This window comes from Streptomyces sp. NH27, from assembly GCF_056859195.1.
This window is the reverse complement of record NZ_JACEGK010000138.1, coordinates 1-15669: the sequence shown is the minus strand read 5'-3', so window position 1 is coordinate 15669 and position 15669 is coordinate 1. Positions and strand designations below refer to the sequence as shown.

12 protein-coding genes and 2 pseudogenes are annotated in these 15669 nt (G+C 65.3%); 12 read left to right on the top strand and 2 right to left on the bottom strand.

Annotated features, from left to right (window positions below; all coding sequences use genetic code 11):
* The first annotated feature begins 210 nt into the window (after positions 1-210).
* The 3 genes and pseudogenes from AC13HU_RS14020 (at position 211) to AC13HU_RS14010 (ending at position 2299) form a co-directional block, all read left to right on the top strand.
* The gene (locus AC13HU_RS14020; RefSeq protein ID WP_483042169.1) at positions 211-360 is read left to right on the top strand and encodes a hypothetical protein; all 150 of its coding nucleotides are present in this window, start codon (positions 211-213) and stop codon (positions 358-360) included.
* 136 nt (positions 361-496) lie between these two features.
* A pseudogene (locus tag AC13HU_RS14015) lies at positions 497-757 on the top strand (GTP-binding protein); the annotation flags it as partial.
* A 51-nt stretch (positions 758-808) separates the two neighbouring features.
* Positions 809-2299 (top strand): recombinase family protein, encoded by a 1491-nt coding sequence (locus tag AC13HU_RS14010; protein WP_483042168.1) that lies wholly within the window; start codon positions 809-811, stop codon positions 2297-2299.
* A gap of 53 nt (positions 2300-2352) precedes the next feature.
* Here the strand turns inward: AC13HU_RS14010 and AC13HU_RS14005 are convergent, their stop codons facing one another.
* Positions 2353-2574 (bottom strand): hypothetical protein, encoded by a 222-nt coding sequence (locus tag AC13HU_RS14005; RefSeq protein ID WP_483042167.1) that lies wholly within the window; start codon positions 2572-2574, stop codon positions 2353-2355.
* A gap of 162 nt (positions 2575-2736) precedes the next feature.
* Between AC13HU_RS14005 and AC13HU_RS14000 the strand changes: the two genes are divergently transcribed.
* From AC13HU_RS14000 to AC13HU_RS13975, 6 genes are all read left to right on the top strand, one after another.
* Positions 2737-3369 carry a hypothetical protein gene (locus AC13HU_RS14000; protein ID WP_483042166.1) on the top strand — a complete coding sequence of 211 codons (633 nt, stop codon included), beginning with the start codon at positions 2737-2739 and terminating at the stop codon, positions 3367-3369.
* The gene (locus AC13HU_RS13995; protein WP_483042165.1) at positions 3366-3539 is read left to right on the top strand and encodes a hypothetical protein; all 174 of its coding nucleotides are present in this window, start codon (positions 3366-3368) and stop codon (positions 3537-3539) included. Before AC13HU_RS14000 ends, AC13HU_RS13995 begins: the two co-directional genes overlap by 4 nt.
* A 1294-nt stretch (positions 3540-4833) precedes the next feature.
* A complete protein-coding gene (locus tag AC13HU_RS13990) occupies positions 4834-5691 on the top strand; it encodes a hypothetical protein (RefSeq protein ID WP_483042164.1) in 858 nt (285 codons plus the stop codon).
* A gap of 1 nt (position 5692) precedes the next feature.
* Positions 5693-6013, top strand: a complete 321-nt coding sequence (locus AC13HU_RS13985) for a hypothetical protein (RefSeq protein ID WP_483042163.1) — start codon at positions 5693-5695, stop codon at positions 6011-6013.
* Positions 6014-6900: 887 nt separating this feature from the next.
* Entirely contained in the window at positions 6901-7314 is a 414-nt protein-coding gene (locus tag AC13HU_RS13980) for a hypothetical protein (protein WP_483042162.1), read from the top strand.
* Between the two features lie 636 nt (positions 7315-7950).
* Positions 7951-12684, top strand: coding sequence for a peptidoglycan DD-metalloendopeptidase family protein (locus tag AC13HU_RS13975; protein WP_483042161.1), 4734 nt, complete (start codon positions 7951-7953; stop codon positions 12682-12684).
* Between the two features lie 63 nt (positions 12685-12747).
* Here AC13HU_RS13975 and AC13HU_RS13970 read toward each other — a convergent pair whose 3' ends face one another.
* Positions 12748-13923: a helix-turn-helix domain-containing protein gene (locus AC13HU_RS13970; protein ID WP_483042160.1), complete on the bottom strand. Its 1176-nt coding sequence runs from the start codon at positions 13921-13923 to the stop codon at positions 12748-12750.
* Between the two features lie 134 nt (positions 13924-14057).
* Here AC13HU_RS13970 and AC13HU_RS13965 point away from each other — a divergent pair, with 134 nt between their 5' ends.
* The 3 genes and pseudogenes from AC13HU_RS13965 to AC13HU_RS13955 form a co-directional block, all read left to right on the top strand.
* The gene (locus tag AC13HU_RS13965) at positions 14058-14309 is read left to right on the top strand and encodes a hypothetical protein (protein ID WP_483042159.1); all 252 of its coding nucleotides are present in this window, start codon (positions 14058-14060) and stop codon (positions 14307-14309) included.
* A complete protein-coding gene (locus AC13HU_RS13960) occupies positions 14306-14587 on the top strand; it encodes a DUF7848 domain-containing protein (RefSeq protein WP_483042158.1) in 282 nt (93 codons plus the stop codon). Before AC13HU_RS13965 ends, AC13HU_RS13960 begins: the two co-directional genes overlap by 4 nt.
* A 161-nt stretch (positions 14588-14748) precedes the next feature.
* Positions 14749-15666, top strand: a pseudogene (locus AC13HU_RS13955) (GTP-binding protein); the annotation flags it as partial.
* Between the last annotated feature and the right edge of the window lie 3 nt (positions 15667-15669).

Here is a 15669-nt window from a genome sequence, read left to right as displayed (position 1 = left end):
CCCGTACGTCACCAGCGGATGAAGAACCGTTGACGGTTGCGTCACCTGCCGGTTCCCGGAGACGCGGGAGGCGGTTCGCGACGACGGCGGGGTGCGGTTCGCGACGACCGAGGGCGCGGGGCGGGTACGGAGGAGCCCGGCGCGGCAACTCGTCGGCGCGGGACGGAAAATCGTTCGACGGCCATCCGCCCGGCGATGCATGATCGTCGCATGTTCCGGCCCGCCTTCCTCGCAGACGCCACCGCAGCAGCGGTCGCGCTGGCGGCTGCCCGGAACGCATCGGTCGCACAGGCCGCGCAGGCCGCGGCCGTCGCACGGCCGGCATTCCTCGACGGCGCATTCGACGGCGCACGAAGCTGACCCTCCCCGGTACGACACATCCGGCGGACCCCGCAGGGGGAGGGTCGGTACGGCCCGGGGTCCGTGAGGCGGCCCGCCGCCTTCCCCCTTCCGGTCGCCGCGTGGCACGCGGCGACCGTCGAGGAAGAGTTCACCCATGCCCAAGCAGGCGTACATCCGTACCAAGCCGCACCTGAACATCGGCACCATGGGTCATGTCGACCACGGCAAGACCACGTTGACCGCCGCCATCACCAAGGTGCTCGCCGACCGCGGCAGTGGCACGTTCGTGCCGTTCGACCGGATCGACCGGGCCCCGGAGGAGGCGCGGCGCGGCATCACCATCACCATCGCGCACGTCGAGTACGAGACCGGCACGCGGCACTACGCGCACGTCGACATGCCCGGTCACGCCGACTAGGTAGACGGTTCACTCTGGCATACTGTCGCCAAGGGGAGAGGCGGGGCTGTGGACGAAATTGATCTTTACCTTCGCAAGAGCAAAATCGTACGCGAAGGCGTGGAGGCGCTGACCTTCAAGACGCAGGAATCTCGGGGGCGCGAATGGGCGGAGCGGAACAATTACACCGTGCGCAAGGTGTGGAAGGACAACCTCAGCGCGTGGACTGTCACCAATCGGCCGCAATTCGACCGTGCCCTGAGCGCGCTCAGGCGAAACGAAGTCCCTGCGCTCTGGTGCTACGCGATTGACAGGTTCGACCGGAAGGGCGCCCTCTCAGTCATTAAGATCATGGACGCCGGGGCACGAATAATCTTTGATTACGAGCGCCTTGACAGTGCCGAGCCACGAGACCGCGAACGCATCATCAGCGAAGCCGAGCGGGCTAAGTCGGTGTCAGATCTGCTGTCACACCGGGTACGCGACACGAAGAGGGGGCAGCGTCAACGTGGCGTGTGGCTGGGGGCGGCGCCGTATGGCCTTCGGAAAGACAAGGCGGGCAAGCTTCACCACACGAAGGCGTGGGGCAACGTGATTCGCATCCTCACCGACGTAGCGTCGGGAATTGCGCCACGTCGGGTAGCCCGCGGCCTGACGGCGGATAAGGTGCCCGCCCCCGACGGCGGGGCGTGGGGGGCTTCGACGATTCGTCGCATCGTCTACAACCCCGTGTACGAGGGATGGCAAGTAGTGGCGCTGTCCCGGGAATACACGTGGCCGGTGCCCTACCGGAACGAAACGGGAAGCCGTGTGTCCGTGTTCGCGACTGGGGTGGCGCCAGCTCCCGCAGACCTCGTGGCGCGCGCCAGACGCGTGCACGCCGGACACCAACGCGGTCCGCTTGGCCCACGCACGGGGAAAGCCTCCCACCTCCTCACCGACCTGTTGCGGTGCGCCGGATGTGGCTCCAAGATGCCCACTTGCGGGCGCTCGTACGTGTGCTGCGGGCACCAAATGGGGAAGCCATGTCCCGCTCCCGCGTCGGCCATGCGCGAACGCATCGAGGAGTACGTGTATCGCGAGTGGATGGGTGCGGTCACTCGGGCCGACCTAGACGCGGGAGATCCGCTCATGATTGCCGTAGCGGAGCGTTGGGCGGCGCTAACGGCTCCAGAGGAGACCGAGGAGACACACGAGGCGCTATCGGCTGTGAAGGCTGCGGAGGCCGCCATTAGGCAGCTTGCCGACGACCGCGCCGCAGGGCTCTATAACGGCGCAATGGGCAGGCACTTCCCGCGCCTCGTGGCGGAGGCCGAAGAAACGCTCTCCCAAGCTCAAGAGCGGGCGCACGCGCTCAGTGGGCGGACCGTCAACCTGACGATGTTCGATGACATCGACATTTTGGAGTCGGCGTGGGAGGGCTCCGACCTACCCATGCGCCGTGACCTACTTCGTGTGGCGATCGACAAGATCACGGTTACCCAAGCCGCCCGGCGGGGCGCTCCGTTCGACGGTGACGCGCGCTGTGTCATCGAATGGGCGACGCCAGAGGTCGTGTAGCCGAACAGCAGAACGCCCCCGGAAGCCGTCTGGGGGCGTTCTCTTACGTCTGGCTACTTGTCCGCCGTCGGCGTCGACCACGGGCCCGCTGGGGGAGGTTCTGGGAGCTTCGCTCCGGGACGCCGTAGGTACCAGCGGACGAACTCTCTGATCACCTTCCCGCGCGGGCTACGGCCGTCGGGGTTGGCCACCTTGGCAGCGTCCAGGAACGGCCCCCACTCGTCGGCCGGCATGCGCACCTTGCGCTGAGGGTCGTACTCAGTCTCTTCAGTCATGCGGACCACGGTAGCCCCGTTTGTGGCCACAAATCAACCATCAGAGGACTTGCCTTGTGGCCACAAGCCGTCTATGTTTGTGGCCACAAGAACGGCGAACGCCCCGCCGGTCCTGGCAGACGTTGACGGGGCGCTCGTCCTCCGCAAAGAGGAGCCTCAACCATGGCACAGATCACCATCCCCGCGAACCTCACCCCCGCTCAGGCTGACGGCCTGGCGTGCGTCGTCTGCGACGCCGATTACCTCCGCGTCCACGTCACCCACGTCCCCGTGGGACGGTCGGAGACCGGGTCGCAGATCTTCGCTTGCGTGCCGTGCGTCGAAGACCACACCGACGCCCGCCCCGTACTCGTCGTCGGCGGCACCGCGACCCCCGCTCACCTCGCCGACCTGACGGCGTATGCCTACGACGTCGCGGACAAGCTCCGGATCTCCGCCACGGTCTCCACGTGGGCCGACGGGGAGGTCTTCGACGGAGACATCACCGCCTACTCGGCCGTTGTCGCCTGGGACGGCTGGGAGGCGTCGCTGTCTGCCTCCATGCTCATCGGCGCCGCCTTCGTGGCCGGGCTGCCCCTCATCGACGCCGACACCATCCAGGCGCTCCCGGAGACCGACGAGTGTGAATGGTGCCTCACCCGGGACGAGGACGAGGAGCAGCCGGAACCGCAGCTCGTTGCGGGCACGTGGACGCCCGCCGTATGCGCGTCGTGCGCTCCGCTGGTTCGCAAGGCTGAGTGCGACCGTCAGCGGGACGCCCGCAAGGCCGCTGCCTCCGTCCGGTGTGCAGCATGAACGAGAGGCGCGCACTCGCCAAGTGGGTGCTGGCTCAGCTCTCCCCGTCGGACGCTGCTGCCCTCCGCTCGTTCTTCCTCGACGGCCGCCGGCCTGACGAGACACCCGCCCGACGTCGGGCGCGGGTGACAGCCATCCGCAAGGCACGGGCCGTCATCTCCGCAGTCTGACCACTCTCCGTAGTCGAACGCCCCTGCCGCTTCCGAGCGGTGCGGGGCGTCGACATGTCTGGGGAGTCGTCAGAAGCGGAGGACGGCCCTCCGAATGTCACTGTGCGTCCCCACCGAATACCCTATGCGCATGCTCGCCCGGTGGCCGCTCCAACCCTGTCCAAACCTCGCCGAAGTTTGTTTACGAGTTTTCGCAGGTCAAGCCGGGTATGGTGGCTCGACTGTACAAACTTGGGGGTAGTTTTCCTTTCACTCTCTACGCGTTAAGGAGGCTTCAAAAACACTAGTTAGTTTGGATATTTGTATCGAGGTTCGCGACGTCCCCTCCTGGCCGTCACTCGTTGCAGTGAGCGACCGTCGCGCTCAGGTGGGCGGAGGGTGCGGCCGACGTCGAACGGCGAGAGGATTCCGCGAGTCGCATCGAGCTGTCCGCCCTGGACGCTCTCAGGAAGCCGCAGGCGGCCGTCTGACGCCTTTCCAGCGCCCGAATGAGGAGTTGGGTTACCCGCCCCATTTCAGGCCCGCACACGGCTTTCTACGGCCACGGGGTATTCGACATCCGCCGAACGCCCGCATTTGATTAAGCTTCGGTAACGAAAAGGGGTGGCCTAGTGGCATTTGGGCAGGTGAGCCTCTTTAGAGCTGACACATCCGGTACACAACATAAGTAGAGGGAGAAAAGTCGCCGCGACGGCCGGCGGACGCCCCCTCTCCATATCGGACGTGCCTCCGCGGGGTCCATCCTCTCCCCTGGACGTAGAGGCCGTCCCGACGACAACCCCTCATGCGTGAGTGCCGGGGGTTGTCGTGGGCCGTGCTGGCGTCCAGTGTTGAGCGCTCCTTTTCTCCGCTCCGCTGCCGACGTCAGTACGGCTAAGACTTCAAGGGCTGATCACCTAATGGTGGTCGGCCCTTTTTCGTTGGCCTTCCTACGGCCACCCGGACCGAATGTCTACACACAGGAGATGCCAGGAGGCGCACATGCCCACGCAGACTTGCCGCGACTGCCGTACCGAACTGCCGCTCACGACTCGGTACTTCGGTATCCATGCCGACACCCGAACGGGGCTGCGCACAACGTGCCATAGCTGTAGAGCGGCAGAGAAGCGCGCCTACTATCTGCGGAACGCCGACGCTATCCGCGAGAAGGCCCGCATACGCCGCCAGACGCGCGCGGCAGCGTTCCGGGCGGCCGGAGTATGGGACGTGGCCTGATAGGCCGTTAGAGCGCAATCTGTGCCCTCGTCGGGGATTCCCTGGCGGGGGCGGACGTGTTTCTAGAGAGGAAACCAGCATGACCAACAGTGAATTGAACGCCGCATGGGCCACGGTGCCCGAGCGAGCCGCTATTGATAAGGCGCTTGCCGACGTGCAGGAACGCAAGCAACAGACGCCTCCCGTAGTTGACCCCGACGACGCGCGAGCGGACGTCATCAAGGAAGCCGTGCGAGCCGTCGTCAATGGCGAGCCGTGGCCGAAGGACGTCGGCAAGCGCGCGGCAACCGCGTACGTCGACGCGCTTGCGGCCAACGCCGAATGGCTGGCCGTCGTCGACGCTGAACGGGGCCTGACGGCACGCCGGGAGGACTTGCGGGAGGTCTACCGGGCAGACCTGTTGTCGGCCCTTGGAGGCCGCCTGGAGGACGTCCTGAGCGAGGTACGGACGATCGTCAAGCGGTCGGGCCGCATCACCACCGCCGACGCCGCAATTGAAGCCGGCGGAAGCGCTGTCGGGGACTACGCCAAGCTGCGTGCCCTCGGTGGTCGCCTGGCGGACATCACCGCCGCACAGAGGCACATCCTCTCCGGCCCCGGTGCCGACGCCCCGGGATTGGCCGAGGCATACCGACGAGGGCACGACACGGTGCGCGGCCTCACGTCCGACCCGGTGCCCGCGCACATCTCCGACGTGCTGACCGGCAAAGAGCCGCGCGGCATCGAATTCCTCGTCTGGGTTGCCCAGTGCGGCCGTGCGTGGGTGCCGACGTCCGAGGCTGACCTGTTGGCCGAGCGTGTAATGCCGGACCGCAGCGTTCCTGATGGCCCGACCACCGACTATTCGCCCGTGGTGGTTCCCATTCCGACGCCCACGCAGCCCACCCCGTCGGGCTTTGAGCGACCTACGAACATCACTTCGACTACGAGGTACTGACATGACTCCCGAGGAAATCACTGCCCTCCGCGCCGCTGTTGGCGCGTCGCACGGACTCACCCCCGCACAGGCCATGCGCCTGGAGGGTGGCAGCCAGGCGGAAATGGAGGCCGACGCCGCGAACTTGCTTCGCATTTTCGCGCCCGCCATGCCGATACAGGGTGGCGGAAGTGACGCCGGTACAGCCGGTTCCGTGGCGGCCGGCGCCGCGCGTTACAACACCCAGCACGGCATTACCGACGCCGACGACGAGAACCCCGCCGGCCCGCTCGGTAGTCCGCAGAACCCTGTGACGCGCACCAGCTACCAGATGGAGCGCTGAAGTGGGCGACGACAACCAGCCCGCGCGCTGTCTCCACTGTGACGCGGAGCTTCCGGCGCGAAAGCCGGGCCCGGGCAGGAAGCGGCTTTTCTGTTCCATATGGCATGGTAAGGCTTTCCGGCGCAAGTGGGCGCACATTCAGGCCCCCGAAGACTTCTGACGAGCCAGGGAGAAAGCATGACTGCAACCGCTATCGCTGACGACTTCACGGGGCGCTGTGAGGACGGGTCGGAGTGCACTCAGCCGGCTGAGATCGGTTACTACTGTGCCGAACACGCGCTTGCGCGCTACAAGCTCAGTACCGGCCTGAAGCGAGCCGACAGGGCGTCGCTGCGGGCTTCCAACGCCGGTTCCGGGCGCGCCTGAGTTATTGAATGCGGTAGCCATCCAAATAATTCCCCACCCCTTTTATAAAGGTAGATGCATGGGGAAATTACCAGAGATAAATTCATGATGAAACCAGGGGGTAATCCCCTATTGGATCATATTCGCATCGGATAGGTGCTGGTGTGCTCCCCGCGTACGGGTCTGGGGGTTTGGCGACGGGCGCGTTTTGGGCCGCCGGATGGTGGCCCGTCAGACGGCCGCACAGGGTCTCCTAGGGGCATCCGAGGACCGACCGAGCGTCGAAAGTGTGACGCGCCGGGTTCCTTGACGTACGGATCTCCGCAGGTGGGAGGCTTGAAAGTGTGACCGGCCCCAACTACCATGGAGACATGAGAACTTGCGAGCAGTGCGGCGGACCACTCGCCATCATGGCGCGGTCCCACACCGTCACGTGCTCGCCTCGTTGCCGCAAAGCGCGGTCTCGCGCGCGGGCGACGGCGCTCCCCGCCGAACTGACGGCCCGCGACAGGTGGGTTCGACGTAGCGCAACGAAGGTTCCCTTGACGGTCGGCGGCACGCCGGCCTCGTCGACGGACCCCGCGACGTGGAGCACGTACGAGAGCGCCGCCGCTTCGACGGCTGGCAACGGTCTGGGCTTCGTGTTGGCCGACACGGACGACATCGTGTGCCTGGACCTGGATCACTGTTTGAACGCCGACGGCTTGCTGAATACGCGGGCGGAGAAGATCGTCAGCGCCGCAGGGCCGACGTTCGTAGAGGTCTCGCCGTCAGGGCACGGCCTACACATCTTCGGATACGCCGACGTCCGACAGGGACGGCGAATCCGCGGAGCGGGCGGCTACGCAGTTGAGGTCTATTCGAGCGGGCGGTATATCGCGACGACAGGTCAGCGATTCCGCAATGCTCCGGCGACCCTCGCTGATATCTCACAACTGGTCGCCTCGCTTATCTAGCAGGCGCCGCACCATACTTCACAGCCCCGCGTAACACAACGTTGCGCGGGGCTTTGTCATGCCTAAGAGAGGACACCCATGGAGACTTACCCCCGAATTTGCCGCCGACCAGGTTGCACCTTCGCTTCGGCTCGCCGTACGGACGGCGGAGGTTGGAAGCCCCATTGCAGCCTGCCGTGCCGTGTCGTCGACATCCGCTCCCGGAAGATAGTCGAGCAATCCGGACCCACCGCGGAGGCGGAAGCGTCCGATGTGCTTCGACAGATGGCACTCCTGGACGGCCGTGAGACACCCCACGACTGGGTTGACGGGCTGTTCGCTGACGAACGTGCGTAACTGACACTGCAAGCCCCTGAGCCCCTGCTCCAGGGGCTTTCTCTATGCCCTGGAGCAGAAATTGATAGTGGAGACAGCCCCTGCGCGATGCGCACGGCCGATGTGTGTTCGTCCGCCGCGAATGGCAATGACGCTGGGCGGTATCGAGTGTGACGAGTGGTGTTCTGACGAGTGCGTTGTGTGGGCGTCGTTTGCGCTCAACGTCGCGAGGATGCCGACCAGTGCAGCGGCGGAGCTGTACTCGAAACAGCTAGTGGCCGCCAGTGACTTCCTGAACCAACGCCCCGCAGGGGTGGTCTGATGCCGGGAACTGACATTGTCGGTGTGGTCGGTGTCGATATCATCCCGATCACCACCACGTTCCATCAACAGGCGCGGGCGCAGATCCTTCCTGGTGCTGACAAGCTGGGTGACGAGCTGGGCGCCGCCATTGCCCGCACCATGTCGGCGCGGATTGCGGCAGCCATCCCTAATGCTGTTTCTGACGGAGCGAAAGCCGCCAAGGCCGAGGCGATCAAGCAGGGTTCGGCGACGGGTGGCGCATTTGCTGACTCGCTGAGGGCCAAGCTGGTCGCGGCCTTCAAGGCGATGCCCAAGCTCGACATCAAGCTGAGTGACACGGGCGTTGACGCAGAACTGGCGCGACTTCGGGCGAAGTTGGAATCCCTCAGCTCGAAGCGCATTGGCGTAGATATCTCCGTTGCTGACGCTGAAGCGAAGATCCAGGACATCGACGACCGACTTGCGCGGCTCGGGGCGTCCTCCCCGAACGTCCGCGTGCGTGTCGACGTCGCGACGGCACGAGAGGCAATCGCCCAATTTCAGGCGGAGATCCGTGCGGCGTCGGCTGACCCGCTGATGATTCCCGTCCGAGTCGGCGGCTTCGAGACCGACCTCATTGCCCGCGTGGAGGCCGTCCAGGCGTCCCTTCCGGTCGTCGAAATCGACGCCAACACGGCGCCCGCCCAGCGCGCTTTGGATCAATTCCGCGCGGAGTTGGCCGCTATCCCGACCCGGCTCCGGGTGGATGCGAATTTCAATACCGCGGACGCCCTGGCCAAGATTGAGGAGCTGCGCGCCGGACTGCGCTGGGTGTCGGCGAACGAGCACGCAGACATTGACGTCCGCGTGGACGCCGCGCGTGCTGAGGCCGAACTCGCCGCTATCGCGGCTGAGGCGGAAGCGCTGTCCGCGAAGAAGATTAACCTCAACGTCGACACCGGCTCGGCCCGTAGCTCCGTCCTCCTCCTGGCCGCCGCTCTTGCCTCCCTTGCAGCGCCAGCCATCCCCGCCATCATCGCGGGTGCTGGTGGCATCGCATCCGCCTTCACGGCTGCTGCTGCCGGCGTCGGTGCGCTGACCCTGGCTGCCCTCCCGGGGCTGAAGGACGTCAGCGCCGCCATGCAGGCGAAGACGGCTGCGACAAACGCAGACACGAAGGCGACGTCCGCCAACGGCAGCGCCACGTCCAGCGCTGCGCAACAGGCCCTCCAGATGGCCGGCGCACAGCAGTCGCTAGCGTCTGCCGAGCGGTCCGCGGCCTCGTCCGCCAGGTCGTCAGCAGAGCAGATCGCGAACGCCAGACGGGCTGTCGCTCAGGCGACGCAGGACGCTGCGGACCAGCAACAGCAAGCGCTGAAGCAGGTGGCGGACGCCGAAGCGAGCCTCACGACCGCCCAGAAGACCGAGCGAAGCGCGCAGCAGTCCCTCACGCAGGCGCGCATCACGGCCGCACAGCAACTCTCCGACCTTCAGGACCAGCTCCGGGACGGCGCCCTCGACGAGCGCTCCGCCGCCCTGGCCGTCGTCCACGCGCGGAACGACCTGATCAACGCCGTAGCGAATCAGCAGAGTGACCCTCTCGGATACGCAGACGCCCAGCTTGCGTATCAGCAAGCGGTGCAGGCGCAGAAGGAACAGAAGACCTCCTACGACCGCCTGAAGACCTCCGCTGCACAGCAACAGGCGGCCGGCGTCGGCGGGAACAGCGCCGTACAACATGCGGCACAGCAGCTCGCGGACGCACAGGCCGACGTAGCCGCCAAAACGCAGGCGGTAGCGGACGCACAGAAGAACGTCGCCAAGACGGCAAAGTCCTCCGCTCAGGCCATCAAGGACGCCCAGCGCTCCGAGGCAGACGCCTACTTGGCTGCCGCTGACGCCCGTGCCAACGCCGCTGACTCGATCGCATCCGCGGAACGCAGCATCCAAGAGGCGCGACTGTCGACGTCGAGGAGCACCGCCACGGCGACGACGCAGGAGAACGCCTATCAGAAGGCATTGGCCAAACTCACGCCGTCTGCACGGCAGCTCTTCGACGCCGTTGCCGGCCCGCAAGGGCTGAAGGCGGCGTTCACGGCGTGGTCGCAGTCTCTCCAACCTGACGTCCTCCCCATTTTCACGCGCGGAGTAAACAGCGCGAAGGCGTCGCTCCCTAGCCTCACTCCGCTAGTGCTCGCTGCGGCTGACGGCGTCACGGAGCTGTACGACAAGGCGTCGAAGGAACTCAAGACGCCCTTCTGGGTCGACTTCAAGGACACCATCGACAACACGGCTAAGCCGTCGGTTGTCGGGCTTGGAGTCGCTTTCGGAAACGTGTTCAAGGGGATGGCCGGCATCGTCGATTCCTTCCTTGGGCACATCGACGGCGTAGACAACGCCATGATCAGGATCACCGGGCGCTTTGCCAACTGGGGCGTCAACCTGAAGGGGTCCGACGGATTCCAGAACTTTTTGGCCTACGTCAACACCCAGGGTCCGAAGGCTGCTCACTATATCGGTCAGATCATGTCGACGATCCTCGACGTGGCGCGGGATATCCAGCCGGTGACGGAAGGGATAATCGGCCCGTTTCTGACGGGCTTGCAATGGGCCGCACAGCACATGCCTCATGTTGTGCAGGTGTTCTGGGGTCTGTACCTTGTTTCGAAGCTACAGGCGCCAATTATTGCGGCACTGGCGCTTGGGATGACTCTCTACACTGCCGCAACGGCACCTGCCACGGCGGAGACAACGGCGTTTGCTGCGGCACTGGCATCTACGGGTATTTCTGAGATCATCCTCGCTATCGAAGCGGCCGTAGCGCTATTGGCTCTGGGACTCTATGAGCTGTGGAAAAACGCGAGCTGGTTTCGGACGTCAATGAAGGCGACGTGGGACGGTATAAAGACGGCCGTTCTCGCAGTCTGGGACTACGGGCTGAAGCCCACTTTCGACGCGTTCGCCGCTTCGTTCAAAACCATCGGAAACGCCGCTGTCTGGCTCTGGCAGAAGGTACTCTCACCGACCTTCAACGCTATCCAAATAGGCGCTCGCTACCTGATCACGATTCTCCTTACCGTCCTGATCACGCCGTTCTACATCGCGATAACGCAGGTGCTCGCGCCTATCGTGCTGTGGCTGTGGAAGAACGCAATCTCACCCTCCTTCCACGGTATCGCAGACCTGGCAACGTGGCTGTGGAAGAACGCCCTCCACCCAGTCTTCGACGCTATCGGCAAGTTCTTCGTCACGATCTACAACACCGTGTTGAAGCCGATTTTCAGCGGCTTCAAGATCCTAATGAAGGAAACGGGCGACGCGGCGAACTCCTTGTGGAAGCACGCCCTGAAGCCTGCATTTGACGGCATTGCTTCGCTGGCACACACTTTGTGGGTCAAGGGGCTGAAGCCGGAGTTCGAGCTGATCAAGACAGGCGTCGGGCAGATCGCTAAGTCCTTTGGGACAGCGAAGGACGGCATATCCAAGAGCTGGGGACAGCTCTCCGACATCGCCAGTAAGCCCGTAAAGTTCATCGTCGACCACGTGTACAACCAGGGCATCCGCGAAGTCTGGAACGGCGTAGCAAAGGTCACCGGAGTTAAGCCGCTGGACAAGGTGGATAGCTCCAAGTGGGCGACCGGCGGCGTCCTCCCTGGCTACTCCCCGGGCCAGGACCCGCACAAGTTCGTCAGCCCGACGGGTGGACGCCTGGAGCTGTCCGGCGGCGAGGCAATCCTTCGTCCCGAGGTAACCCGCGTACTGGGCTCCGGGTTCGTAAACGCCGTCAACGCAGCCGCCCGCAATGGCGGTGTCGGCGGCGTACAGCGGGCCATCGGCGGGGCTTATGCCGGTGGTGGCATCCTGGGCGGAATCGGCGACGTCGTCAGCTCCGCAACGTCCGGCGCTTACGGCCTGGCAAAGGGTGCAACGAACACCATCAAGGATCTCGCTTCGTACGCCGCGGACCCAACCAAAATCTGGGACGCGCTGACGAAGAAAATAAAGTCGCAGCTTAAGAGCTTGGGCTCCACTGACTGGGCAAAGATGCTCGGTCAGCTCCCGCTGAGGGCCGTCGACATTCTGAAGACTAAGGCCGTCGACGCCGTAAAGGACATCCTCCCGGGTGGCTCTGGCGGACCAAGTTCTTTCGGCAGTGCGCTCAGCATGCCCGGAGGTGGTGTCAATCGATGGGCCGGCGTGGTCGGCCAAGCGCTGAAACTCGTTGGGCAGCCTTCCTCGCTCATGGGAATTACGCTGAAGCGGATGAACCAGGAGTCGGGCGGCAATCCGACGATCGTCAACCGGACTGACTCCAACTGGCTTGCCGGCCACCCGTCGGTGGGGCTTCTCCAGCTCATCGAGGGCACGTTCAGACACTATGCCGGACAGTTCCTACACACCGGGCCTTTCGAGTACGGCGTATCCGTTGATCCATTGGCGAACATCTACGCGAGCATGCGCTATGCCCTTTCCCGCTATGGCTCCCTCCAGTCGGCTTATGGTCGCGCCGGCGGGTATGACGAGGGCGGCTACCTGCCAGTGGGGGATTTTGGCGGGGTGTACAACCACACTGGAAAACCGGAGCCAGTTCTGACGTCTGGTCAGTGGGACACGATGAAGGCGGCCGTTAACGCACGGAACTCCGCACCGAACGTCAATGCCGACGTTCACGTGTTCGTGGGTGATCGAGAGATTACGGACATCGTCCGGACTGAGATCACCGTTCACGACGACGCGGCGGCACTGGCGCTGTCGTACGGCCGGAACATCTGATCGCAGCTTCACCCAAGCCCCCTCGCTGCCTACCCGGCGGCGAGGGGGCTTGCTTGCGTTGGGCTACTGGCCTATTGCCCGAAGTCCCTGATACGCCTCACGCAAGTCAACGGCCTCCGGCAACTGCCGGACCTCCACGGCCTTGACGACTTCCAGCGCACGCCAGTGATTACTAGGGACGATCTTGCCGCTCAGGATTGCTTTCTGTGCTGCGTCGCACGCCTCGTCCATGCGTCCCTGCGGAAGGAGGGAAAGGGAGAGGTCGAGGTTTGCTGACGCAACGCGCCGTGGCCACCGTGTGACGTCGTCGCCGGGCGATAGGCGGTTGATCACCTCCCGTGCATACGGCTCCGCGGCGGCATCGCCCAGCCATGCGAGGGTCGTTGCCGTATATGCGAGGCTCTTAGCCGGATCGTACTGGTAATGGTGCTCGGGGCTCTCCGGGGTGCGTAGAGAGGCGCTGAGGGCCTGTACGCGGTCGATGGCGGCATAAGTGGCCGACGCGTCGCCAAGCCTCGCGTGCGCCCGCCCCTCCTGTGCACTGGCCTGAATGAACGCGGACGTTCCTGTCGGCGCGAGCGACTGTGCGGCGCGTGACAGGTCGACGGCCCGCGTGTAATCGCCGTCGGTGAGAACACGCCAAGCCTCGGTCTCGTATGCCCACGCTTGAATCTCGGGGAACTCCGCTTCCCTCGCAAGCGTCGCGGCCGTCTCAAGTCGGGCGGTGGCTGCGGCTTCCTGTTTCAGATCGATATGGAGAGTCGCACCCAAGAGCGAGAACCACCCGCCCAGAATGAGGAGCTTTCGATGTTCGGCCAGCGTCTTCTTCGCATCCAACAAGCGCAGTACGTAGACGTGATGTTTGCGCACCTGCCCCAATAGATCCTGCGGTGCGGACTTGGGATAGGCGGTTGCTAGCTCGTGGAAGGCGCGCTCCATTCGCTCTAGCGTGTCCCTGCCGACGTCGGAAGAGACGACACGGCGGGCAAGCTCCCACGCGTCCGTCTCATCGTCGAACGTGGACGCCGCAACTGGCTTGGCAAGGAGCGCCACCAGTTCGCCATCGGTGCGGAAGAGAGCATCCAGCGACTTGGCCAGCTGCTCCGACGGCTCCTGTTTGTCGTTGAGTACGCGACTCAGGAAAGACACGTTGTAATTCATGGCCGACGCCGCGGACCGCAGGGTCATCCCACGCTCGTCTAGCAGACCCCGCACCCTGTCGGCGAACGTGCTTCCCATGAGTGCTCCGTAACCCCCGCAGCCGTTGACGAACACAGTCAACGGTAGTGCCTGCCGGTCAACGGGACTACACGTCTCAGAAGTCGGTTACTGGTCACAGCAGACCCCCGCAACCGCGCGAACGGTCCGGGGGCGTGGCCGACACGAACGGACGTGACGACATGAAGAACGCTAGCGGACTGAAAATCGGAGACACGGCGTACGACGTCGGACGAATGTGCGTCGGCGTCGTTATGGACGTGACGGCCAACCGCGTCTCGTTACGCCCAGTGGCCGGCGGTGTGGAGTGGGACCAGGAGGCGGACCGGGTGCGGCCGGCCACGGCCCGGGAACTAATCGCGCAGCAACTCCGCTCGCGCGGCTTGCTGAAGGAGCCGACGTCATGACGCGCTCCGTGCTCCGGTTCGTCGACTGGCTCTTCACCCCCGATCGATCGGAAGGCGCGCCCGACGGCCCGCTCTTCGAGATCGAGTGCACCACGTGCCCGTGGCAGGACGTAGTGAGCCGCGACGGCGGATCGCGGTCACCTGCGTCGGACGACTTCGGCGAGGTTCAGGCGTGGGCCATCCAGCACTCTGCCCGCAACCCGTCGCACAACAGCTTCCGAGAGACCGTCACGCGGTACTGGCGGACGTCCATGGAGGACGGTCCGCGCACCCCATAGACGCCCATCCCGGGGTTGCGTTGCCAAGCATGGCCCCGGGATGGGTCCGCCTCCGTCGCCGACGGCGGAGAACGACGAGCCCCCCGTCATCCCCGTGGCGGGGGGCTCTGTCGTGTCCTGACCTGCGAAGATGGACTTCATTTAAGAGTGAACCGCATACTTACGTCAAGAACATGATCACCGGCGCGGCCCAGCTGGACGGGGCGATCCTCGTCGTCTCCGCGCTCGACGGTGTCATGCCGCAGACCGCCGAGCATGTGCTGCTCGCCCGCCAGGTGGGCGTGCGGCACATCGTGGTGGCGCTCAACAAGGCCGACGCGGCCGACGACGAGCTGGCCGACCTGGTCGAGCTGGAGGTGCGCGAACTGCTCGGTGCGCACGGCTTCGCGGGCGACACGCTCCCGGTGGTACGCGTCTCCGGGCTGCGCGCGCTGGCCGGCGAGCCGCGCTGGACCGCCGCGATCGAGGCGCTGCTCGACGCCGTCGACACGTTTGTGCCGGTGCCCGAGCGGTACGTCGACGCGCCGTTCCTGCTGTCGGTGGAGAACGTGCTCACCATCACCGGGCGCGGCACCGTCGTCACCGGCGCGGTCGAGCGCGGGGTGGTGCGGCCCGGCGACCGGGTCGGCGTGCACGGGGTCGACGACGACGCGCTCACCAGCGTCGTCACCGGTCTGGAGACGTTCGGCAAGCCGATGGAGTCCGCGCAGGCCGGGGACAACGTGGCGTTGCTGCTGCGCGGGGTGCAGCGCGGGCAGGTGCGGCGCGGCGACATCGTCGCGGCGCCGGACAGCGTGACCACGCACCGCCGCTTCACCGCGCACGTGTCCTTCGTGCCGGCGGCGGAGGGCGGACGGCACACGCCGGTCGCCACCGGATACCGGCCGCAGTTCTACATCCGTACGGCGGATGTGGTCGGGGACGTGTCGCTCGGGGACGGCGGAATGGCGCTGCCGGGCGACACCGCCGACATCGCCGTCGAGTTGGGGCGTGCGCTGCCGCTCGAGCCCGGGCTCGGCTTCGCGATCCGCGAGGGCGGCCGCACGGTCGGGGCCGGCACGGTGACGTCCCTCGGGTAACCG